The following is a 24,279-nucleotide window of genomic DNA, read 5'->3' as shown; positions in this document are numbered from 1 at the left end:
ATTTGATATTGTTTTTTACCAATGCTCGATTACTAAGTAGTCGGCGGGTTTTAAAATGTTTTGGTGCTCTTTAGCCACACTGGTTCTAAGTGGCGGCTTGTTTTGATCTAACTTAAACAAAGGCGCGGTAATAATAGGAACATAACCTAAGCGTTCATCAAGAATATCATTTTGTGATTTCATCCAAGTAAATAGCTGGTTTTTCAATCGCTCTTTAACGTCTTGTAAGTGTGGTTTTTCAATAAGATTTACTTGTTCAAAAGGATCATTTTGTAAGTCGTACAGCTCTTCAAACGCTTCGTTTTTATGTTTTTCGGCACCTAAACGTAAAAACACATTAATATTAGGATTGTCTGTTAAATTTTGATCTAGTACTTCAAGCGCATTAAAGTTGCGAATATATTTGTAGCGTTTATCGCGGATCATGCGTGATGGAAAAACACGGGCATTAATAATATTTTGGCTGGTTCTTACGCCGTATACATATTGGTGAATGGCTTCGTCTTTACCTTCCAGTAGGGGTAAAAAGCTTTTGCCGTCCATACTTGCGTCTGCTTGACCACCAGCCGCATCAATAAAAGTAGGCAGTACATCGGTATAATGGATCAGTTGTTTAGAGTGTGAACCTGGTTTGATAACACTTGGCCAGCGCACCACAAAAGGAACATTCAAGCCAACATCTTTGACGGTAAATTTCCCTGAGACACCATGATCAGCGCTGTAAATAAATAAAGTATTGTCGGTTAAATGGTTATCAACCATAGCAAGTACATGTTCAAGTTGAGTATTGTCTTCTTCAATACTGCGGTAATAGCCCGCGCGTTTTTTAATATACGCTTGATTGTTTTTTAAATGCTCATCATAAGGATGAAATTTTAAGTTTTCTGCTTTTGGGTTTTTAACATCAAAGTACTTACCATGAGGATATTTTGAGGTAATAAACATTACAAAAGGTTTGCTGGCAGATTTGAAATAGTTTTCAATACGTTCAAGCGGAATATAGTCTCTCGGTACGCCTTCTTTAGGTACTGGCTCCCATTCTTGATCCCAATCGTAAACACTTGCTGGTTTTACATGGCTTTTACCCGCTAGCACAACCTCGTAGCCTAAAGCGCGCATTTGTTTGGTTACCGAAGAAATATCCGGTCGGGTTGGGGTATGGTTGGCAAAAGCACCATTTTTAAGAGGGTATTTGCCGGTAAATAGTTGGGTTCTACTTGGAGCACATATTGCCTGAGCGGTAAACGCATGGTCAAAACGCATCCCTTGGTTTGCTAGGCGATCAACTGCTGGCGTATGAACTTTTTCATTTCCATAAATACCGTAATCGTTGATATCTTGATCATCTGCCAAATAGAAAATAATGTTTGGTCGGCTATTATGTCCTTTAGCTGTTTTGTTGTTCGTGTTTATAGAGTATTCGACATTTTCCCTAATTTTAGCGTCTTTTGTACAAGCAGTTAGCACAACAGCTAGTAAGCCGATGATAATCGTTAATGTTGATTTTATTTTCATTTTTAGACCTTATGTCGTTAAAAGTCTTAATTGTTAATGTATTAATAAGAATAGGTTAGGGTTACGCAAAAGTTGCTACCCCCTAAAAATAAAATAATTCACATTTTTTAGCTTTGCCATATTTCATTGCTCAAATAACAACTTAAATGAGGTGTTGAATGACAATTAAATTAGGGGAGGAACAGGAAGATATTAACGCTATCTGACTTGGTTTAGCTTCTGCTCTTGGTATAGCAATGGTTAGCGCTTTTACCTATTAATGGAGAGAATTTTATCTAGAACTAAACTATTAATTTAGCGTTAAGTTTAATAATAATTAGGCCCGTAAAAACGGGCCTAATTTAAGTGTATTAAACGATAACTCATTCAAATTAACTTAGTCTTTTTTACCAAAGCGACGAGGGTAGAGTTCAGCATTAATTTCTTTCGCCGCTTCTACCATAGTTTGGTAAGGCACATCTGTAATGGTAACAAAACCGGTATTATAGTTTTCACCATCATACGCTCTTCCGGTAAGCGGTGAATCTAGGTACTGAAACCAATGTGCGCCAACAAAGTAAGGATTGTCGATCACTGTTCTCATGTATTCTTTGTACATGCGAGCACGATCTTGCTGATCTGAAGCTAAAATTAGGCCTGGGTGAAATAAGCCGGTGTCGCTGGTAGCACCAATATGATATTCACCAATAATACTTGGCATGTCAGTTTCGGCTAAAAATTCCCAAGCTTTCTTGTGTAAACCTTCTTTATAAAAATTATAACTCATCACATCAACATACTTTTTAGCCGCTCTTACCGCTTCAGGAGTCATCCCCCAATGCGCCATACGAACCCCCATGTACATATGATTAGGTAATACTTTTGCTAACGCGTCATGAACAATTTTAAAATATTGTGATGCATAAGCTTCTAATAACATTGAAAAGTCAGCGATCATTTCATCAGTTAACTCACCAACAAGATACCCCTGATTAAGGGATTCCCATGATGCGATATTGCTGTTCCAAGCGCTATTTAATTTTGCAATTGACGTATATTTTGCTTTTAACAGGCGATTGAATTCATTTTTTGTTGGGCTGTCTTGATCTGCTATTGAAAGAGTATGTATAACAATACCATAGTGACCACGTTTGGTACTGGTATTGCCCCAGCTTTTTTCGTTATCAACAAATACTCCAACACACCAAGGATTGTTTTTTACTTCATCAGCAATTACTTGAGTCGTAATTTCGGCTCTGTGTTTAAATTCAGGATCAAAAGGATCTGGCATTTTTGACCATACGTCATTACCAGAAGACACTTTTTTGAAATCACCAATGATCCAGCCGTTGGCAAAATAAGGAATGCGGTTCATTTGATAAAAGGCTGCATCGGTCCAGTTACCCGTTGAAGTAAAGCCCCAATTTTTAAAGCGTTTAATGGTAATATCACGCCAAGTTTCGTTGTATGAATCAGGATGAGTTTCACCGTAACGACGTTCTAAATTGGCTTGATAAAAACTAAAGGTTTCCCCATGATGAATAGGGCCTTTATGGACAGAACGTCGGTAGCTGTAGTGATTAGCTAACTCATCATCATAACTGGGTAACCAAGTAAAAAGTTTATGACGAACATCTGAGGCAATATAGCGAGTTTTTTGAGCTTCTTTTGATACTGGACGAATACCTAAAGAGTCTTCTGGTGTTACATCATTTGGATCAACATAACGTACTGAATCATCTTTAAAGTCTACACCTGTGGTGGTGGTGGTATTGGCAATTCGTATATTGGCTAAGGCGGATGAGAAAAACAAATAACCTTCAGGATCCACCATTGCCCATTTACCGTTAACTTTTTCGGTACGAAAATAACCTGTAGCTTTTAACTTAGGGCCACTTTTCCAACCGCCAAATTTAGTACGATCTGGCATGGCACCTTCAGCATTTAGCTGTGCAATTTCTTGCTCAGCTAAGGTTTTTAATTCTTGCTCTGAATGTACTTTATTTGGAAAATCTATTTTGGCATTTTGACCAAATTTATCGGTAATACCCACTAAGTAATTAGGGTTTAATTCAGGGTTATTGCGTATTCTGATATTATCAATGATCAAGCTTTTGTCTTGATTCATACTATCAACATTATAGGTAATATTGGTTATTTCATTTAATTGCAGTTGTTTTCGACCATTGTGCCAAAACATTTTTTTGTCACTTGAATCCCAAGCCGGTGGATCTTCTCGTAAGCCACTGTCAAATGCTATTTGCGAACCTTTTAATTCGGCATAATATGTGCCTGTTGAATTGGCTGGAATGCTGACACTACGGCGATGAGGCCAGCCTGATTTGTCTTTAATAACGATATATAAATGAACAGAAACATCGCTGGGGTTAGTAATGTCGGCAGCTAAATTGATATCTCCTATGTTATTCCAATCCCAAGGTTTATCAGGGGTTAGAGAAAGGGATGCTTTTTGTTGAGCTGAATCAAAGTCAATTTTTAATGCTTGTTTACCTGATGTTACTCCATGCTCAGTTACTTGGTTGATCACGGCATTTTCACTATTTAACCAAGTGGGTAAAGTGTTTTCAAAGTCAGTGATCATTACTCGGGCATCAGACGATTGGATTGCTGTTTCCTGAGTATGTTGCTTAATACCGTCACAAGCACTAAATAGCAGTGGTAATGGTAAAAGCATGGAATATTTTATAGCGTTTTTCATGATAACGGCCTAGTTTATTTTTAGTTCTAAATTATTAAGTTATGAACCTAGCTTCACTCTTTATATTGAAATAGTATCGTTACCCGTTTGTATTGCTAACGGATAACGATAAGCTATTTCATTTTATTTAAGTTTACTGGTTTGTGGTTTTATTGTGCGAATCGGTTTAAATCAATTGAAGATTCGAATACTTGCATGGTGGTACTGGTAACAAAGCCTCCAGCATCACTAAAACGCACCTTAATTTCGTTATTAGCTTGTAGTAATTCATAAGGTACTGGAATTTCAATAACACCAAAAAAGCTATCACGTGTTTTTTGGTCGTAACCTCGAAAATCCTCAGGTACTTCAATTAACGTATCATTGAATGTTACTTGTGGTAATAACGACTGATTATGTAAACGCCCTAAACCTAATCTTAAAACCGCTTCACCATTAGTACTTGTGGCATTAACACCATCAATAGTAAAGCTAATGTCTTGATTTGCTTTAATTGGTTGTTTCATTTTATCAGCGTAATACTTAGCTTCTACTAACTGCTCGTCAACAGTGATATTGTCGGCATAAGTTACTTTAATAATGACAGTCGCATTGGCATTAACGGTAAAACTACGGGCATCATTTGCGAGGTTTTCTTCTGCCAGTACAGGGGCTTTGGCTTGTTCATCAAAATAAACATGCTTGGAACTGATTTCGGTAATGGCGACATTGTTTTTATCAATTAGGTTAAAATCAAATTTAACATTTTCATGCTCTAGGTTATTCACAATAAAATATAAGGTGTTGCTATCAACATAAGCGTCGGTTTGAAGGTCTAAATCACCGGCTTTAGTATCAATACGTTTACCTTTTACTTCAGACCAAAGTTCGTAAAACTTTTTAATATCTGAATATACCCAGTCATCGTTATCAGCAACATTAATGCTGCCGTCTAATTCATCTCTTAAAACATATAATCGGGTTGAATAGCGATGTCCTTCAGGGCTAAGACCATTTGGGCCAAACCACTTAGCTTTTAAGATAGAAAATGGTATTGCAGAAATTATTTGATCGGGCTTTTCCATAAACTGCATCATCATTGAAGAAAACGAACGAATATTCCACCAATCACGTTCACGAGAATAGGGGCCTTTACCTTTATCACCAGGTGCAAAAAAGCCATGTTCAGAAATAACCCAAGGCTTTGCTTCACCAATGGCTATCGAGCTGTAGTGCTCAATCATATCCAATATTGCTTCAACATTTGAGCCTGAGCGATACTGATGGTTGATTTCGTTATGATTGTCGTATAAATGAATAGAATAAAAATCGATTGCTTCGCCAGCACCATCAATAAAGGTTTTCCAAGTATTGTCGAATTGAGCAAAGTTATTATTGTTATTTTCCAAGGCAGGGTATGCCGCGGTAAAACCACCAACTTTTACTTCAGGGTGGTCTTGGTGAATTTTATCCGCTACTACTTTATGAAGTTCAGTAATGTTGGCATTGGTGGTATTTAATTTGCTCGATTTCACAAAAGGTTCGTTCATCACTTCAATATATTTGGGTTTTATCTCGCCTGTTGTGCCGCCAGTGCCAAAATATTTTGTTAGAAATTCACTAAAGAAACGGGCGTATTCGTCATAACCGGCAATCCAAGCATTACCGGCGCAGTTAGATGAGCAGGTATTATATTCTTTGTGCGGATACATAAATTCTTGACCGCCATACATCATGTTTTCCATGCGGCTTTCTAAAGTATGAGCCACTGTATTATTAATATACCAACTTTTACTTTGCTCGCCATTTTTAGTCATTTCGCTATCGCTAAAAATACCATCTGTTGCGGTGCTTTCAAGTCGCGATAGTTGCCACGGCATAGCACCATTATTACGGCCAAAATAAACATCATGCTCTTCAATAAATGTTTTCATGGTTTGATTATCGGGCCATTCACTATCATTAGTTGCTATGTGCATCGTAATGTATTTACTACGATCAAAACTATCAACGCCGCCTTTGGAATGATTAACATTTAAATTGACATCAATTAAATAACCTACATCAGGAATAGGTGTCGGAGTAGGACTTGGCGTAGGCGTCGGTGTGGGAGTAGGAGTTGGTGTCGGCGTGGGAGTTGGTGTCGGCGTGGGAGTTGGTGTCGGAGTTGCGGAATCTGAACCACCGCCACCACCACAGGCTGTTAATGTGATAATTGCTAGTGTGATCAAACTTAATTTTGATAAGTGGGGCTTAAGTGTTTTCGTCATTTCTTATACCTATATAGTTCGTTGCATTTAGACATGCTTTATTCTTAGTTATAAAAATATTTAATTGTTAACATTATTTCGTTATTTATAACAGATTAAGCAAAGCAAATAAAATGGTATTTATATATGAACTTTTATTTTTGTATATTACTTTTTATTTAGGCGATTGATTGCTAAATTTGAATTGTTTATATAGCTTTAGAAATATTAAACGAGGAAATGTAAGCCGATCAAAAAAGATAATTGATCGGCATAATTTGTTACTTATTTATCGCCAAACACGGAAATAATCGACGTAATAGAAAGATCTCTCTTGTCGTGGTTCATTATCACCTGCTTGCCAATCGTAGACTAAGATATCTAAAATAATCGGCATATCTTTGTCACCTGGCCAATGCGCTGGATCAACCGCACTTTCCCAAATAACACGCGATTGAACGCCATCCACGTAGAAGCGTATCGCGCCATCCTGACGTAATACACCGTATGTATGCCAGTCAGTATTTACACCATTATTTGGCAATGTATATGCTCCGCTATAATTAGGGATTTGATCTACATTGCCGGTTGCTTGAGTCCAAACAAAGTGATGAATATTACTTTTGCTTTTTTTATGATCATTCCATGGCGCGTATGGAAAATGCTCATACACATCAATTTCAAATTGATCACCATTTGAGGCATCACGATTAAAAAACCAAAAGCTGCTCGCAATGTTATTGTTTGCAGCTTTTGCTCGTACTTCCCAATAACCATATTTAAAGCTGGTTTTAGTGGAGGCAATGCCTGTTGTATGTTTGTCACCAATATAGGCCCCTGGACGTGCTTCTAACACTAGGTTGCCTTGGTGGGTATACGCTAAGTTATTTGTATAAGTAAAGCTGTTATTGCCTAACCATCCCGTAGGATGATAACGATTCCATTTAGATGGATCGGGTGTTTGCCAGTTACCCGGTTGATTAAATTCATCACTAGTTGAAGCATCATACGACCAATTTAGGTTGTTTTTTATCCAATGACCTTGGCTATCTAAATTAGGTGTAGGATTAGCTAGTGTTGATGAGCTAAATATCACCCCAGCAACTAATGACATCGCTGTAATAGTTTTCTTTATTTGTATATTCATTTAATAACCTTCTAATTGTTTTTTTTTGGGTTTTAAATTTAATGTTAAATTATTAGCAATTAAGCCGATAATTTTTGGCCCCCCGACCACTATCTACTAAAGCATAAAAAGATAACAATGTAAACAATATATGATTGTGTGTTTTTATATTTGAATCCTCTGTGTTTTAAATGTACAGTTATTACTAAGCGGAGACTTACTTGGAGGTGAAGTTTATTGTACATAACAATAATTTCTTACAGGTAAATTAATCAAAAGAAATAACGATAGAGGAAACTATCTTGCAGAAGTTAGCGATATTATTCACTTGTAGTACATTATTTTCAGCTATGGCCTTTAGTGATGCGACCATGCCGGCGACAGGTTATGAAGCTGGCATTAAAAGTGCCGATTTTATTAAGCGCTCTAATCATCAATATCCATTATCAGATCAAAATAATCTGGGAAAATGGACGATAAACCCTGTGTTTACCGATGAATTTGACAACAACACGCTTAATACTGAGCGTTGGTGGCCAAATAATCCTGGTTGGAAAGGGCGACCACCAACAAACTTTCATGCCAGTAATGTTAGTCTTGATGCTGGGGAGTTAGTGTTTAAAATAAATCAGCACGGTGATGCTAAACTACCAGAAGGCTATACTCATACATCTGGCTTTATTAAATCACGCAATGATATTCTTTATGGTTATTTTGAAAGTGAAGCTAAATTAATGGATGCTCCTTGGGTATCAGGTTTTTGGCTGAATAAAGTTACCAAGGAATGGTGGACTGAAATTGATATTAATGAAAATTGCCCTTGCCAAGATGGTCTTCGCCATAATTTAAACAGCAATGTTCATGTTTTTCGCTCACCAGAAGATAAAGGTGGTGTTAAAAAATTAATATCTTCGCCGAAAAAATATTTTTTTCCGCAAGAGCTTGATGATGATTATCATGTTTGGGGGTTAGAGTGGAATAAAGACGTTATTCGTTTTTTTATTAATGGTGTCATGTTTCGTGAAATAGAAAATATTCACTGGCATCAACCACTTGAAATTAACTTAAACAACGAAACCAATAAGTGGCTTGGTGCGCTGCCCGATGATGAACGCATGGATCAGGAATATCGTGTTAAGTATGTACGGGTATGGACTCAACAGCCTTAATTAGTAATGAACACGTAAGTTATCAATGGTTCCTAAGTAAAAAGTTCAAAAAATAACCCAAGCCAGATTGCTTGGGTTATTTTTACCGTAATTAACGGTTGGGAACGATTGTATTATTTAACCTAAACTTAGGTTATTTAACGTTTAACTTTAGTTTGTATGCTTTAGACGCTGTGATTTTTTCATTGTTTTGGTTATACAGCTTTATAACTAAATTTGTGTTATCAAATTGCGCAGCAAAAGCTAACTCAAGAGTATCTTCAACATGACCATAACCTGCTTTTAAATTAACGGTTTTAGCTAATACTGTCTCTTTATCTTTTATTACGCTAATTTTAGCAGTTACATCCTCATCAGACTCATATAAATAAGAAAAAGCAATTTTATTCGCTATAAATTGTACTTTTTTAATTTGAACCGACTCAGTAAAAATATCATCAGGCGTACCTGAGAGGGGAAGTTCTTGTTTAACTTCTTCACTCACATCGGCATAATAATAACTTCTTACCCAATCATAATACGAAGTGTTAATTTTTTTATTGGCTAGTTCTTCAGCTGTTGGCAGTGGTCTGCCCCAGTCATAAGTTTCTGTTAACATTTGCATTTGCATGGGACGATTATAAGGTTTTGCTAATAGAGTTGTGTCTACTTTTATATGGCCAGCAAAGTTATCATTTAAATAAAAATCTACCTCGTTTTCGTTTTTCCACCAGGCAGCATATGTATTATAGTTTTGCCATACTTCTTCACCTTTAGGTAATTTATTATTAAAAGCTTGAGTGCCATCACCTTCAGCGACATTAGCACCTTTGGAAAACCTATTTCGACTATTTTTTTCACAACCCGAATACCAAACATGGGTGTTGTACTGCATGCCATCACGGAAAGACTGAGTCCAAGACTGATCCATGACACCACCAACCGCTTCAACTATATCAAGCTCCATGCTCCAGCGGTCTCGAGAGCAATTTTGACCTAAATGGTTGTTCCCTTCAAAAGGAATATTGTCATTAGATAACCAAAATGTTGTCGACATATTAATGCGAGAAGCTTTAAAGCGAGATTCATAATAGCCGTGGTAGGCTGTTTGATTTAACGACTGTACGGCACCACCAGCAATGGTATATTTACCGTCTGCCTTATCTAACATTGAGTTGGTAATTTCTAGTTTACCATTGTTAATTTCCACCGCTTTTGGGTCAAAGGTAGCAGGTGGTCTTCCTCGCCAAGATTTATGTTTATCTCGCCATTTGGTTTTGTCTAAACTATTGCCATTAAATTCATCAGAATAAGCATTATTTAACACCCAACGTTTGCCGGGCTCTGGCTCTGGCGGTTTAGCGGTTACGTATGAAGACATAAGTAATGAAGTGGTGAGTATTATACTTTTATTAACTAGTTTCATTGTTGTCTCACAGGATCAGATTGCTGAAGTTTTGAATTTGAGATTTTTAAATATGTGCTTTAGAACAAAGCACATATTGAAGTAATTTCGTTAAAAAAATGAATATGCCAGCTCAATTGTGCCAAGCTGGCATATTCTAGGGGAAATTTAATGCGTAATTTTTAATACCACAGCGTGCTTGGTTGGCGCGCCGGCAGGTAATGTAACAACTAATGAATTATCGGTTTGTTCAAAAGTTAACTCACCATCAACACCCACTAGCGAAACATGTTTAACTTGTTGCGGGTAGTTCTTAGTATTAATTTGGCGCATAGTTACTTTGGCATTGTCACCTGGCCATGCTAAAACAGTAGCGTATAAAGTATCGCCATTAGTGGTGTAACGAATATCGCTGCTATTGAAATCTTTACGGTTTTTCTCAGCATCGTTAGAGTTTTTGCCATCCGGTACGTAAGTTTCACCTTCACCGTAAACAACCCAAGGGCGCGTATTGTAAACAGCTTCACCATTTACTTTTAACCAATCACCAATTTCTTTTAATAAATTAACTTCTAGTTCAGGAATTGTACCGTCTGGTTTAGGACCAATATTTAACAATAAAGAACCGTTTTTAGAAATAATATCCATTAAATCATCAACTAATGAATTAGCGTTACGGTATCTATGGTTAGTCACATAACCCCAAGATGATAAAGAAACAGAAGTATCGGTTTGCCAAAAATGTGGGTGAATATCCGTCATTCCACCACGTTCAATATCTAATACTGCTGAGCCAGGGTGGAATGAACGCATTTCTTCATGTTCTTTGTAGTTAAGCGCAGGCATGTTTTTCCAGTTCACACCTTTGTTGTAATAATAACCCGTAAACTTTTCTACGTGGGCATGGAAAGGCTCTGACGCCATCCACCAGTCAAACCAGATCAGTTCAGGTTCATATTTATCAACAAGTTCAACAGTTCTTAATAACCAGTCATCCATAAACTCTTTTGACGGCGGTGTTTCACCTGATTCTGAGGTTTCACGGTTTACCGCAGGGCCGTATAGATCACGATAGGTATCGTCTTGAACATCAGATGGAGTTTCTCGGCCACCATCAAAGAACCACCAGTTTTCCGCACGGTGACTTGATAAACCAAAATGAATATCGGTTTTCTCGGTAGCATCTTTTAATTCTTGAATGATGTCACGCTTAGGTCCCATTTCAACAGAGTCCCATTTGGTGTATGAATTGTCATACATTGAGAAACCATCGTGATGTTCAGCAACTGGCACAATGTATTTAGCACCAGAATCTGAGATGATTTTTAACCATTCATCAGCATTAAATTTTTCTGCTTTAAATTGTGGAATAAAATCTTTGTAGCCGAATTCCGTTTGCTCGCCAAAATTTTCTTTATGATGATTATATTCAGCATACTTAGGGTTATACATTTTACGTGGGTACCACTCACCATTAAAAGCAGGAACTGAATAAACACCCCAATGAATAAAAATACCGAATTTTGCATCTTGATACCAATCAGGGATCTGATATTGCGTGAAAGATTCGAAAGACGCTTTATAAGGTCCTTGGTTGGCTACTTGCTCAATTTCAGCAAGTTTTTGTGCTCTATTAAGAGCCACATTTTCTTCAGTTATTGTGGCAGATTTATCTGAACAGCCAGCTAGCGAGATAGCAATAACGGATGCAATAATTGTTTTTTTCATAATATAGGTTGTTCTTATCAGCTAATGATTGAGGTAATAATAAAACGATTTAATTTTAAAAATCAATTAATTTTTATATTTAAATCTTAACTTTTGGATATAAATCATTTAATATTACCTGTATAAACCTTAGTTATACGTAAAAACAGCCAAATAAATTAAGCTTACTTTGCTCAAGAAAGTTTATGCGATTAACGGCATTTTTATCCGCTTAGTTATAAAGGAAAGTTATTGTGACTCAATTATCATATAGCTCATTAAAACAGTTACCGGCAGAAAAAATAAAATTACCCAATTACCTTAACGGCGACACTACGCCTGAAATTGGTATTGTTCATCTTGGCCCTGGCGCTTTTTTCCGTGGGCATCAAGCTTGGTATACGCATAAAGCAATGGCTTTAGCGGGAGGGAATTGGGGCATTAGTTGTGTTTCAATGCATTCTCAAGGGGTACAAAAAGCACTTCAGCCACAAAACGGGCTTTATACTTTAGCGGTATTAGATGAGCAGACCGAGTTTGAATTAATTGGGGCTGTTCAAGAAGTGCTTGTATCGCATCAAGATTACGATCAAGTGTTATTGCGCTTAACTAACCCAAAAACGCGTTTTGTTACTATGACAATTACTGAAAAAGGGTATTGTTTAGATAATGAAGGCAAGCTTGATTTAGCACATAGTGATATTAAAGCTGATTTACAAGCAGCGAAAAAAGTCTCTGCGATTGGATTGTTAGTTGAAGCTTTATCTATTCGTAAAAATGAAGGTATTGCGCCATTTACTGCAATGAGTTGTGATAACTTAACAGATAATGGTAAAAAATTAAGAGCTGCTTTGATAACTTATGCCATGCAATTTGATGAAAGCTTAGCATCATGGCTTGAAGAACAGCTTATTTGTCCATGTTCTATGGTCGATAGTATTACGCCTGCAACTAATGACGAATTACGTGCCCAAGTGAGTAACGAGTTAGGTATAGAAGATAATTGGCCAATTAAACGAGAGTCTTTTGTGCAATGGGTAATTGAAGATATTTTACCAAGTGATAAACCCGCTTGGGAACAAGCAGGCGCTACGTTCACCTCAGATGTTCGTGGTTTTGAAAACGCTAAGTTGCGATTATTAAATTGTCCACATTCAACTATGGCTTATCTTGGGGTTCTCGCAGGTATTGAAACGGTATACGACGCTATGCAGAATAAAAAGCTCGTTGATTTTATTCAAGCTATGGTTGATCAAGAAGTCATTCCTTCATTTACTGCGCCGAAAGAATTAAACGCACAACAATATATGCAGGATATTTTACAACGTTTTAGAAACCCAGCCATTTGTCATTTATTAGCGCAAATTGCTTGGGATGGTTCACAAAAGTTACCGATGCGAATTCTACCAATTATTGAGCAAAATTTAAAAAATGATCTTGCTATTGATAAACTTGCTTGTGCAATTGTTGCTTGGTGTTTATTTATTCGTAAGCGTTATAGCTCGGGTGAGGAGCTAGTTGATCCTTTAGCTGACAAAATGTTAGCAATTGCCGCTAAGTGTAATAATGAGCCTGCCCATGACATTCAGTTATTCCTACAATTAACGGAAGTATTTGGCACATGGTTACCGCAACAAGCAACATTTGTTAGCCATTTAACAACAGCGTATGCTTCACTGGTGCCAGTATTAACTAGCGGCGAGATAAACTGGCAAGCGTTATAAAAATTATTGAGCAATGATGAAGTAATGAAAAGGGCTGATAATGAAAATTATCAGCCCTTATTTGTTTTTAGGTTATAAGCGTTATTAACCTTGGTTTTGGTTACGTTGGCTGCGAAATAATAAAGCCATTACAGCAACAATAAACCAGATTAACGAGCTTGGCTCGGGAACATTGACTGGCGTTTCAAAAGTTGCATTAGCGCTGCCAGTATCAATTAATTGAACACTAGCGTCAGAGTTAAAAGCTGCAAAATTAGAGAGTAATTCGCCACCAAAGCGGAAATAACTACCAAATTGATCGCCAACTGATGTATCAGCATTAATGTAGAAATCACTAGCCTGAGTATCAAGTAATAAACTGTTAAACTTTTCTTGATCAAAGTAATACCAGTTTACGCCAACGGCATTTTCTTCTTCACCAAATAAATTAACATAGCTGCCATGAGTACTGGCAAATGTAATATCCCATTCGTTTTTTTCATAAAACTTAGCCGACCAAGCGTCAGCTAAATAATAATCAAAAAATAAACCGCTATATGCGATTTCAGTATTATCTGTTAAATAGGGGTAAAAGTCGTCGATAATGGCCTGATTATCAAATTCACCTTGACCCGTTGTAACACCAAATTCAGTGATTGCTAAATCGGTATTGTTGGTTATGGTGTAGTAACCACCCCCAAATTCACCTTCAAATTCACCAAGTATGATCTGATCATTAATGATAGCGGCTTGTGTCGTAAAAGCCGCAACGCTAGAAATTATAATTAATTGCTTTAAAAATTTTAACATTGTTTTACCTATTAAAGAGTGATGAAAGCACGAACCTGCAGTTAACAAGTTCGTGTTCAAATTTATTAGGGGTTACGGAGTAACGTCTTCAATTTTGAAATTGTCTAAGAAGATGTGTTCGCCGGTTTTATTGATATTAATTTGGAAATTAGTTGAGCCCGATGTGAAATCTTGGCCCTCAATTTCAAACTCTACCCGTGTCCAAGTTGGTTTAATTTCAAACCATTTTTGCTCTGAGGCTACCCAAGCGCCGGCATTGTTCCAAAACTGAGCAAATCCGCCTACCCAGCCGCCAGAACTGGCACGCTTAGCATCAAAGGAGATTTTTAAACGTTTATTGATTTGATAAATATCTTGTGGCAATGCGTTACTACTTAACACAATGCCAACTTTGCCAGCCGTGGTATCTATGGCTAAACCAAAGTTGCTATCCAGTGCAGCGGAAGTATTTACTTCGGCGGTACCTACGGTATCCCACGCTGTATCCCAAGGTGAGAAATCCCCAGTTTCAAAATTTGCATTAAGATCACTGATCAAATTGCTGTCAATAACTGGGTCATCATTGCCATCGCTAATGGTGATGTCATCGATTACGGTATTAGCAAAGTCAGTTTGCCAATTGCCGCCTACTTCACGGATCGCAGAAATTAAACGATAGCCTGAGTCTGCTGCAAGTGGTGTGGCAGGCCAGAGTGTTAATTCAACTTCGCCAGTACCTGGTTGTACTGTTGTTCTGGTACCGGCTTTCCAGCCTGAAGTGTGAAATAAATCAACCGTTACATCACTTTCTACTACCGCACTGTATTGTACGGTTACTTTATAACTTGGTGATAAAGCTAAGTTTTCAAAACCTGAGGTAATTTCAACGCTAGACTCATCAGTGTAAACCCAATCTTCAGGGTGAATTACAATACCACTAAGCTTATGGCTATCAACATTGGTACGCCAGTCACCGTTAATTTCACGTAACCCTGCCGTCCAAGTGTAACCAGTTCCTGCCGGTAGAGGTTCATTTAAAGTAAAATTAATTTCAGTTTCACCTTCGCCAGCAGGCACTGTAATACGTTTTTCGCCTAGCCATTGGTTCGTGGGTGAGCGCATTTCAAGGCTAATATCACGGTCAATATTGGTTGAGTAGGCTAATTTAATCACGTAGTTTGTACTTGAAACTTCATCACTAGTATCTTCAATGATGGTGATAGTATTAGGTAAAGTTATTTGATCTAATACTTCCACATCAATAGTTGAAAACTGATCATTATTATCATTTGCCATTACCGAAATAGTCGCATTGCCAGGCTGTATCGGTGTTAATACACCATTGCTATCCACTGAGACAATTTCCGGGTTAGATGATTGCCAAATGACATATTGATCGCTGGCATTTTTAGGTAATACGCTAGCGTGTAAACGACGCATTTTATCTTTATTCATTTGCAAGGTGGTTGTCGAAACTTCAATGCCAGTGACAGGTACGTTTACCATCGCTTCTTGAGTATCAACTTCTAGTACTAGCGAACTTACTCGACCATCACTATCAGAAAAAGTGGTGGTGATCAGGTTATCGGTTTTCAAATAGCGGTTTGGTACAGGAATTTCTATGGCGCCGAAAAAGTCAGTGCGCGTGGCCTGATCATAACCCGCCCAATCATTTGGTACGCTAACCGTATGGCCATTAACCGTAATATTCGGCTGCTTAGATTTATCATGTTTTCGTCCAATACTCATTCTCAACAAAGCTGTACCTTGGCTTGTATTAAAGCCTTGTGTGTAAAAATGATGCTGCAGGGCTAAATTCATATTGCGATTGTGTTTGGCATTTTTAACTAATACTGCAAGTTGTTTATGCTGTTGCCAAGTATCAGGATAACGACTAACAATCATTGCAAAACTACGATTTAATTTAGTGATTAACGCTGTTAACGCATTATGAAGTTGTGGTTTAACTGATTTAGCTAAGTTTTCGTCATAGTCAAATTGATCGACAATATAATCGGTAAATGAGAGCGGATCTTTGGTGAGTGATACTTGATTAATATTAAAGTTCAGTGCTTGGTTTTCTACGATTGGCTGTAAATGCTCATAAGCATAGTAGCTTTGTTTTCTTACGATATTATGTTGTTTAACAGGGGCTGAAAATTGATATTCAAGCACTACCGTTTCATGCGCTGCTAAGGTTAATTCATTAGGGGCAATATCTGTGGTTTCATCTACATACATTGCGGCTTCACCGTATGGAACATTCAAACGTTTTATTCTTACCGACTGTAAATTATCTAATGAGGAGACAAAATTTAAAGCGACTGTTTTTGCTTCATCCTCTAAATTGTTTAAGGCGACAAAAACTTGTTTGCCATAAACAAATGCTTGCGTGTATAAATCAGGGTCTTGTTCTTGAATATCAATTCGGCTGCCTTTAACTTCTGACCACAAATGGAAAAATTTTGCTTTTTCAGTTAATAAAAAACCATTAACTTTAGAGCCATAAATTTTGTCTGGATCCGGTCGCCAAACCGCCGCAGAATAAGGCTGGAAGTTGTTTGCTTGATAAAACCAAGTTGCTTTGCCGGTAATAAAAGGGATAGAAGTTAGTAATCTATCCTCACGTGCTAAGGCACTGAATAAAAGATGGTTTAATGAAGGTAATTCTTGAGAACTCCGCTCAGGGCTATAGTCAACACCTTCGAAACCGTCAATAATACCCCCGTATTCAGTTAAGGCATGAGGTTTGATTTTATCCCACTTATAGTGGCTATAAGTTTCGATCAAATCCATAATTGCTTCAGCATTACTACCTGAGCGTTTGTTATCTTGTCCTTTAACATTAACCCCATCATATAAATGGAATGAAAAAGCATCAACAGCTTCACCGGCAATATCCATAAAGCGCTTTTCACGATCATACCAATAGCCAAAATCATTAAGTTCAAGTGACGGCCAAGCAGAAGAGTAACCGATTATTTTCGTATCGATACCTCGGCGATCAAATTCTAATCCAATTTCTTTAAACCATTCGGTCATTTGATCTTGAACAATTGCATTCTGAACAGGATCCCATGGTCCATCAACAAAGTCGCTGGCATGGACAAAAGGCTCATTCAATGGTTCATAAAATAGTGGCCGAGTGGTGTCGTCATAATAATTTTCAAAATAATCAGCTGCCCATCGAGCACCTTCAACAGGGTTGTTCCCCTCTTTCATGACATTTATTGGATGGTCTGTTACCACAACACGGCGATCAGTAAAGGGGTATAGAGGGTTCGAGTGTTGCTGTTGAATAGCAAGTGGCCCATTTTCTAGTGCGAAATCTGTTGAAGGATATAAAGTGTCGCCAGCTGCTGACATCGGACTCCAAAATGAACGTCCAAACCCTGCATTTAGTTCTTCAGTAATAACTCGAAGATCATCAAGATCATATTGTGAGCTTGTTGGTGTACTATGGAGATTAAAAAACTTATCTCGATCTAATACAGATATTTCACCAATAAACCTTTGTGTATCAGTATTGATGGTTATTGTGGTTTCAGCGGCATGGCTAACAAGCGGATAAAATAGTATTGGCAGGGATATCAGCCCTATTTTTTTGCCAAGTAACGAAGGATTTGTTTTCATACTTTCCCTTATTGTTTTATTATTTTGTTGTTTTTGTATTTAAATTTGTGTTTTTATTAATAAAACAATATCATCGAATTATTAATTTTAAAATGAGAATGTTTATAATGATTTGTTATATATTTCTTATAAAAATTCAATAAAAGATATATGTGGTGGTTTTTAAAAATTAACAATTTAATAACAATAGCTTACAAAAAAATCACGGCTGTGTTACCTGTACAAATCCAGATATTAATTTAGTTTCAATATTTAATTTTTTGTCTTATTAATATATGGTGTTAATGTTTTACATACGAATTTAGCTATTTTATAGCTGTGAATTCGCAATAAATATGACTTGATACACTGAAAAAGTCTTTAGCAAACAAAAGGCGTTAAGCAAGTGTAGAAAAGCTAGTAGGAGTTAATAATGATAATAAATCAACGCTTTTTAAAATCTATAATCAACATTTGCGCGTCCAGTGCTTTAGTCTTGAGCTTTAATGTGACGGCTCAACAAGACCCTCTGGTCACTTATGTTTCAGAAGGAAAGCCGGTTGCCCCATGGCAGGCAACCATAGGTAATGCATTAAACTGGTCTGTGCCAGTAAAAGATCAAAGTGCTGAAACTGAAAGAAAAAATTTAACCGTATCGGCAAGTAAAAAAAATAAAGAAGGTGATGCTTTACTGCTGAAATGGAAGGGGAAAAAAGTTAAAGGTCAGTGGGGCGGAAACATTTTATATGATTCAAGCTTTACGCTAACAAAAAATAAAATAGATTTATCGTCAGTTAAAGACAAAGCTGCAATTACTTTTGATATTAAAATTAATCGCTCCCCTAATGAAGCAACACATCTAGCGATGCAATGTAATTATAATAATAATACTTGTCAGAGTAAGTTCCCGTTAAAACAAGTGTTAAAACAGTTACCTAAGGATGAATGGTTTTCATTGCCAATTCCGCTGGCTTGTTTTAGTCAAACAACCCAAGGTACTGATTTTGATTACAAAAATATTACCTCAATTCTGAGTATTGCTACTCAAGGTAAATTAGAAATTGAAATTGCCAATATTGGTTTAACAGCTATGCCTGAAGGCAAAACCGGCTGTCAATAAGTAGCCTATTGACATTTTATGGCGTAGCCAACGATAACAACGTTCGGTTGGCTACAACTTCTACTATCACCTTTATCTATTGTATTTAATTGATATCACGTCAATTCTTATCTTTGCTTTCATCAAAAACATAATTTTTAAATAAGAAAACATAAACTCATATTTAATATATATTTATTGGATATATTTTTATATTTCGAGTACTATTTTTAAATGGTCAATTGTTTACAAAAATTAATTTAAGAAACCATGCTATCAATCATTGATGATTTTATAAGCCAGTATTTCGGGCGGCTTTAACTTAATTTGTAAGCTGGCATTTAATTACCATAGTGATAAACCGTTATTTCAATAAAGGTATTAAGATGAAAATGTTTCAGAGAAAACAGTGTATTTTATTAATAACACTATTTAGTTCAGCATTATTTAATGTTGCTAATGCAATATCAATTGTTAGTGCAGATTTCGGTAAACATGATGGGCAATCTATCAAGTTAGTTACTTTAAAAAACGACATGGGGATGCAGGTTAAAATCACAAATTATGGTGCAACCATGACATCATTGATGGTTCCTGATAAACATGGCCATAATGCTGAAATTACCGCAGGATTTAATCAGTTATCTAGTTATTTTTCTGACGAGTATCAACAGAATAATCCATATTTTGGCGGTGTTATTGGTCGTTATGCCTCATTTACTCATAATGGAAAATTTAACCTTGACGGCAATAGTTATCAACTTTCACAAAATGCGGGCAGTGACCATTTACATGGCGGTACCGTAGGTTTTGACAAACATGTTTGGACAATTGCAAAAACGTATCAAGAAAATGATGCCGCGGTACTTAAATTAACTTACACCAGCCCTGACGGACAAGAAGGTTACCCAGGTACCCTTAATGTTGCTGTTGAATATAAGTTAACTAATGATAATGAATTAAAAGTTCGTTATTTAGCAACAACCGATAAAAACACACCTGTGTCACTTACTCATCATGCTTACTTTAATTTAAATGGTTTTAAAGAAAACGTATTGGATCATGTTGTGCAAATTAACAGTCAAGCTTATTTAACACCAAATGCTGACACTAATATTCCTGATGGTAAGGCATCATCTGTAAAAGGGACAGCAACGGATTTTAATAAAAGTAAGCCGTTAGCAAAGGCATTTAGTAAGTTACCGAATGGCTTTGAGCACTATTACCTATTTAATAATCCGCAAGGAAATTTAATTGAAGTAGCTAACATAAGTGAGCCGCATTCAGGTAGAAAGTTAGCTATTTCAACAACAGAACCCGGTGCCTTATTTTATACCGGCCGATATACATCAAACAATCTTGCCCGCGAAAATGGCCTGAAATACGGCCAATTTAAAGCTTTTTGTTTTGAAACCTCTAAATATCCCAATGGCACAAATATTCCAAACTCACCGCGAACCTATTTAAAAGCGGGTGATATTTATGATGAAACTACCGTTTTTAAATTTAGTTGGTAGTTGTTAAACAATTTACTGAGCAGGCAAACCTCTTGCAGCTATTTTGTTTTAGGTTTGCTCATGTCCCAATATCTTGCATGTTGGGGCATTAATTCTTAATAAAGGTGATCTTGTGAACAAATCAATCTTATTCTTTTTTATCTATTTAGGCCTCGTTTATCAGGCGAATGCAGAAAAAGCATTTCCTTTTTCTATTCCTGAGCAAGCGCCTAACCAACCTTTAAGCCAAGCAATTAAGCGTAATTATAATGAATACGACTCGATACGACCTGAATTAAACGAGTTATATAGTCAATTCAAATACACAAAATTAAAAGGTTTTGACTACAATAATGGTGATGGCACCATCTCACGACGCGATCCATCAAAGATTATTTTTGAAAATGGTAAATATTATGTTTGGTACACATACCGACATACCAAAACACCGCCCGTTGGCTTAGGCCGTGCGCATTTAGCAACAGACACCGTAGCTTCGAGTGACTGGGATTTATCAGAAATATGGTATGCCACCTCAGAAGATGGTTTTACTTGGCAAGAGCAGGGGGTAGCGGTACCTCGTCCACCAAAACCTCAATTAGGTTGGCGCTCTGTAACCACGACCGATATTTTAAAATGGCAGGGTAAATATTATTTGTATTATCAGGCGTTTAATCAGGCAAGTGGTACACGTGGCGACGATTGCCCCGTTGCCGTATCGTATGCTGATTCACCTGATGGTCCTTGGATCCCATATAATAAAGTTGTCATTGATAATGGTAAACCTGGTGAGTGGGATCAATATTCAGTACATGATCCTTACCCTTTAGTTCACAACGGTAAAGTTTACATTTATTACAAATCTGATTTTGATGAACGTGGTGACGTCAATCCTTCACAAGTAAGAATGCAAGGTTTAGTAACGGCTGATCATCCACTTGGTCCTTTCAAAAAACACCCACTAAATCCTGTAATCAACTCAGGCCATGAAACAACCTTATTTCCATTTAAGGAAGGAGTGGCTGCGCTAGTGATCAAAGATGGTACTGAAAAAAACACGATCCAATACGCCAAAGATTGGGTGAATTTTGAAGTACAAGCTCACACTGAATTAATGCCAGTGGCGGCAGGCCCTTTTGTCGCAGATGCGTTTACTGATACAAAATATGGTCGAGGTATCACTTGGGGTTTATCACACTTTACCGCTCATGGTGGAGACTATTCTAAAAACCATTCTGTTTTAACACGTTTTGATTGTGATTTAAGTCTTGACCATCATGATCCGTACATGAAAAAGCACTACATTAAGTTTTCAGCACAAGAACATTACCGACGGGGCTTATCCCAACAGCAGTTAAAAAATATTGCTAAAGAAAATAATAGGTTGAAACAAAGTGAACAAAATTAGCTTGTTTAGATTTGATTAATCATAAAGCAATTTCAAATGGTAATTAGAAATCATTCGCGGATAGTTAGCACCTTCAACGGTTATTACTTTTTACTTTAAAAAAATATCAATAATAAAACTTTACTTAAACGACAATAAAGTGTAAATTGTTAACAATAAATTATTTGAGAGAGTAGTTCGATGGATGATAATGCAAACATCATAAGCGCCGTAGACGTAGAATATTACCAAGTGCCATTAGCTGAAGTGCTAACCGATGCTAAACATGGCGACCACACACATTTTGAATTGGTTGTTTGTAAAGTTCGTTGTAACGATGGCACCGAAGGTGTTGGTTATACCTATACAGGTGGTAAAGGCGGACGTGCCATATATTCATTATTAGTTGATGAATACAAACCAATGATCATGGGTCAAGATGCTAACCAAATTGAAGAAATTTGGGATGAGATGGAATGGCACCTTCACTATGTTGGTCGTGGCGGGCTAGTAAGTTTTGCTATGTCAGCTGTTGATATTGCCCTTTGGGATATCCGCTGTAAGCGTGAAAACTTACCTTTATGGAAAGTTGCCGGTGGCGCTAATAATACAACAGCTTGTTATGCTGGTGGTATTGACCTTAATTTCTCTCAAGAAAAATTACTAAACAATATTCAAGGTTACTTAGATAACGGCTTTAAAGCAGTAAAAATTAAAGTTGGTAAAGAAAACTACCTTGAAGACGTTGAACGTGTTGCCGCAGTTCGTGAACTGATCGGTTCTGATATTACCTTTATGGTTGATGCTAATTATTCATTGTCAGTTGATGAAGCGATCACCTTTGGTAAAGCAATTGAACAATACGATATTAGCTGGTTTGAAGAACCAACCATTCCTGATGATTATTTAGGTTTTGCTGAAATTTCAAAGAATATCAATATTCCTTTAGCAATGGGTGAAAACCTACACACTTTGCATGAGTTTGGTTATGCCATTGCGCAAGCAAACTTAAGCTTTTTACAACCAGATGCGTCAAACATTGGTGGTATTACAGGTTTCTTACGCGTTGCTAAGTTAGCAAAAGAAAATAACTTACCTTTATGTAGTCACGGTATGCATGAATTGCATGTTTCGCTACTAGCATCGCAGCCGCATGCAGGGTATTTGGAAGTACATTCGTTCCCAATTGATCAATACACAAAATATCCTCTGCAATTAGATGAAAATGGCAGAGCGATAGCACCCGATGTAGCAGGTACAGGTGTCGTTTTTGATGACGCACTTTTATCTCCACACTTAATTAAAAAATCATAAGGCAAGACAATGAAAGCAGCACAATATATTGGTAATAAATCTTTTCAACTTGTTGAAAGCCAAGCTATCGCTCCACAAGCAGGCGAAGTTAGATTGAACGTTGGCTATGTTGGTATTTGTGGTACAGACATGCATATTTATCATGGTGTCATGGATGCTCGTGTTAACCCACCAGCAACTATTGGTCATGAAATTTCAGGTGTTGTTGCTGAAATTGGTGAAGGTGTTACAAACTTTACTGTTGGCGAAAAAGTAGTTGTTCGTCCATTAGATTGGTGTGGTGAATGTCCAACCTGTAAATCTGGTTTCACTCATATTTGTCAAAATTTAAAATTTATGGGTATTGACACTCCTGGTGCTTTCCAAAGCTCTTGGACGGTTAAAGCACGTACTTTACATAAATTACCAGCGAATGTTAATTTGCAACAAGGCGCATTAATTGAGCCATTATCTGTTGCTTGTCATGATATTCGTCGTTCACGTTTGAAAGCGGGCGAAAAAGCGGTAGTTTTAGGCGGTGGTCCAATTGGTCAATTAGTAGCAGCGGTAGCAAAAAGTGTTGGTGCTGAAGTATTGGTTTCAGAGCCAAACGAATCTCGTCGTGCCTTTGCCGATGAATTAGGTGTTAAATCAGTTAACCCAATTGAAACAGATTTAGCCGCTTATGTTGATGAATGGACAGGTACCAAAGGCGCAGATGTTGTTTTTGAAGTATCTGGTGTAAAACCTGCTATTGATGCAATGACGCAAATTGCTGGTCGTCGTGGTCGTATTGTGATGGTTGCTATTCATTCACAAAAACCTGAAATAGATTTATTCCAATTTTTCTGGAAAGAGCTAGAGTTATTAGGCGCTCGTGTTTATGAAGCTGAAGATTTTGACTGGGCAATTGATTTAATCGCTAAAGGTCAAATTGATGTACAACCGTTTATCAGTTCAGTGAGCGAGTTAAGTAATATTGGTCAAGCATTTGCCAATATGGATGGTAACCCAGAAGGCATGAAAGCACTTGTTTCATGTGGCGCAGAATAATTAAGGTTTGAATCAATGAA

Annotated in this window: 15 protein-coding genes; 7 read left to right on the top strand and 8 right to left on the bottom strand. The window is 37.1% G+C overall.

What is annotated here, in order from left to right; genetic code table 11:
• Window positions 1-15: 15 nt before the first annotated feature.
• The 4 genes from ACSLUO_RS10560 to ACSLUO_RS10545 form a co-directional block, all read right to left on the bottom strand.
• Entirely contained in the window at window positions 16-1,515 is a 1,500-nt protein-coding gene (locus tag ACSLUO_RS10560) for a sulfatase family protein (protein ID WP_448248497.1), read from the bottom strand.
• Between the two features lie 376 nt (window positions 1,516-1,891).
• On the bottom strand, window positions 1,892-4,213 hold the full coding sequence (locus tag ACSLUO_RS10555) for a beta-galactosidase (RefSeq protein ID WP_448248496.1): 2,322 nt from the start codon (window positions 4,211-4,213) through the stop codon (window positions 1,892-1,894).
• A 149-nt stretch (window positions 4,214-4,362) separates the two neighbouring features.
• Window positions 4,363-6,462 (bottom strand): hypothetical protein, encoded by a 2,100-nt coding sequence (locus tag ACSLUO_RS10550; protein ID WP_448248495.1) that lies wholly within the window; start codon window positions 6,460-6,462, stop codon window positions 4,363-4,365.
• Window positions 6,463-6,730: 268 nt separating this feature from the next.
• Complete coding sequence (locus tag ACSLUO_RS10545) at window positions 6,731-7,588, bottom strand: family 16 glycosylhydrolase (protein WP_448248494.1); 858 nt, start codon at window positions 7,586-7,588, stop codon at window positions 6,731-6,733.
• A gap of 281 nt (window positions 7,589-7,869) precedes the next feature.
• Between ACSLUO_RS10545 and ACSLUO_RS10540 the strand changes: the two genes are divergently transcribed.
• Window positions 7,870-8,736 (top strand): family 16 glycosylhydrolase, encoded by an 867-nt coding sequence (locus ACSLUO_RS10540; RefSeq protein WP_448248493.1) that lies wholly within the window; start codon window positions 7,870-7,872, stop codon window positions 8,734-8,736.
• A gap of 133 nt (window positions 8,737-8,869) precedes the next feature.
• Here the strand turns inward: ACSLUO_RS10540 and ACSLUO_RS10535 are convergent, their stop codons facing one another.
• Both ACSLUO_RS10535 and ACSLUO_RS10530 read right to left on the bottom strand, forming a co-directional pair.
• Window positions 8,870-10,141, bottom strand: coding sequence for a LamG domain-containing protein (locus tag ACSLUO_RS10535; RefSeq protein WP_448248492.1), 1,272 nt, complete (start codon window positions 10,139-10,141; stop codon window positions 8,870-8,872).
• 147 nt (window positions 10,142-10,288) lie between these two features.
• On the bottom strand, window positions 10,289-11,848 hold the full coding sequence (locus tag ACSLUO_RS10530; RefSeq protein ID WP_448248491.1) for an alpha-L-fucosidase: 1,560 nt from the start codon (window positions 11,846-11,848) through the stop codon (window positions 10,289-10,291).
• Window positions 11,849-12,081: 233 nt separating this feature from the next.
• Between ACSLUO_RS10530 and ACSLUO_RS10525 the strand changes: the two genes are divergently transcribed.
• Entirely contained in the window at window positions 12,082-13,551 is a 1,470-nt protein-coding gene (locus ACSLUO_RS10525; protein WP_448248490.1) for a mannitol dehydrogenase family protein, read from the top strand.
• 84 nt (window positions 13,552-13,635) lie between these two features.
• Here ACSLUO_RS10525 and ACSLUO_RS10520 read toward each other — a convergent pair whose 3' ends face one another.
• The gene (locus ACSLUO_RS10520; RefSeq protein ID WP_448248489.1) at window positions 13,636-14,340 is read right to left on the bottom strand and encodes a hypothetical protein; all 705 of its coding nucleotides are present in this window, start codon (window positions 14,338-14,340) and stop codon (window positions 13,636-13,638) included.
• Window positions 14,341-14,412: 72 nt separating this feature from the next.
• A complete protein-coding gene (locus ACSLUO_RS10515) occupies window positions 14,413-17,952 on the bottom strand; it encodes an Ig-like domain-containing protein (RefSeq protein WP_448248488.1) in 3,540 nt (1,179 codons plus the stop codon).
• 487 nt (window positions 17,953-18,439) lie between these two features.
• Here ACSLUO_RS10515 and ACSLUO_RS10510 point away from each other — a divergent pair, with 487 nt between their 5' ends.
• The 5 genes from ACSLUO_RS10510 (at window position 18,440) to ACSLUO_RS10490 (ending at window position 24,259) form a co-directional block, all read left to right on the top strand.
• Complete coding sequence (locus ACSLUO_RS10510; RefSeq protein WP_448248487.1) at window positions 18,440-19,051, top strand: putative glycoside hydrolase; 612 nt, start codon at window positions 18,440-18,442, stop codon at window positions 19,049-19,051.
• Window positions 19,052-19,416: 365 nt separating this feature from the next.
• Window positions 19,417-20,547: an aldose epimerase family protein gene (locus ACSLUO_RS10505; RefSeq protein WP_448248486.1), complete on the top strand. Its 1,131-nt coding sequence runs from the start codon at window positions 19,417-19,419 to the stop codon at window positions 20,545-20,547.
• A 112-nt stretch (window positions 20,548-20,659) separates the two neighbouring features.
• The gene (locus ACSLUO_RS10500) at window positions 20,660-21,934 is read left to right on the top strand and encodes a glycoside hydrolase family 117 protein (protein WP_448248485.1); all 1,275 of its coding nucleotides are present in this window, start codon (window positions 20,660-20,662) and stop codon (window positions 21,932-21,934) included.
• A gap of 180 nt (window positions 21,935-22,114) precedes the next feature.
• The gene (locus ACSLUO_RS10495; RefSeq protein WP_448248484.1) at window positions 22,115-23,227 is read left to right on the top strand and encodes a mandelate racemase/muconate lactonizing enzyme family protein; all 1,113 of its coding nucleotides are present in this window, start codon (window positions 22,115-22,117) and stop codon (window positions 23,225-23,227) included.
• Between the two features lie 9 nt (window positions 23,228-23,236).
• Entirely contained in the window at window positions 23,237-24,259 is a 1,023-nt protein-coding gene (locus ACSLUO_RS10490; protein WP_448248483.1) for a zinc-dependent alcohol dehydrogenase, read from the top strand.
• The last annotated feature ends 20 nt before the right edge of the window (window positions 24,260-24,279 follow it).

The organism is Thalassotalea agariperforans, assembly GCF_053470345.1.
This window is presented reverse-complemented; position numbering and strand designations above follow the sequence as displayed.

Bases quoted from the DNA above. Each gene is read 5' to 3' on its own strand.
- ACSLUO_RS10560 (WP_448248497.1), bottom strand. From the start codon at position 1,515: ATGAAAATAAAATCAACATTAACGATTATCATCGGCTTACTAGCTGTT.
- ACSLUO_RS10555 (WP_448248496.1), bottom strand. From the start codon at position 4,213: ATGAAAAACGCTATAAAATATTCCATGCTTTTACCATTACCACTGCTA.
- ACSLUO_RS10550 (WP_448248495.1), bottom strand. From the start codon at position 6,462: ATGACGAAAACACTTAAGCCCCACTTATCAAAATTAAGTTTGATCACA.
- ACSLUO_RS10545 (WP_448248494.1), bottom strand. From the start codon at position 7,588: ATGAATATACAAATAAAGAAAACTATTACAGCGATGTCATTAGTTGCT.
- ACSLUO_RS10535 (WP_448248492.1), bottom strand. From the start codon at position 10,141: ATGAAACTAGTTAATAAAAGTATAATACTCACCACTTCATTACTTATG.
- ACSLUO_RS10530 (WP_448248491.1), bottom strand. From the start codon at position 11,848: ATGAAAAAAACAATTATTGCATCCGTTATTGCTATCTCGCTAGCTGGC.
- ACSLUO_RS10520 (WP_448248489.1), bottom strand. From the start codon at position 14,340: ATGTTAAAATTTTTAAAGCAATTAATTATAATTTCTAGCGTTGCGGCT.
- ACSLUO_RS10515 (WP_448248488.1), bottom strand. From the start codon at position 17,952: ATGAAAACAAATCCTTCGTTACTTGGCAAAAAAATAGGGCTGATATCC.
- ACSLUO_RS10505 (WP_448248486.1), top strand. From the start codon at position 19,417: ATGAAAATGTTTCAGAGAAAACAGTGTATTTTATTAATAACACTATTT.
- ACSLUO_RS10495 (WP_448248484.1), top strand. From the start codon at position 22,115: ATGGATGATAATGCAAACATCATAAGCGCCGTAGACGTAGAATATTAC.
- ACSLUO_RS10490 (WP_448248483.1), top strand. From the start codon at position 23,237: ATGAAAGCAGCACAATATATTGGTAATAAATCTTTTCAACTTGTTGAA.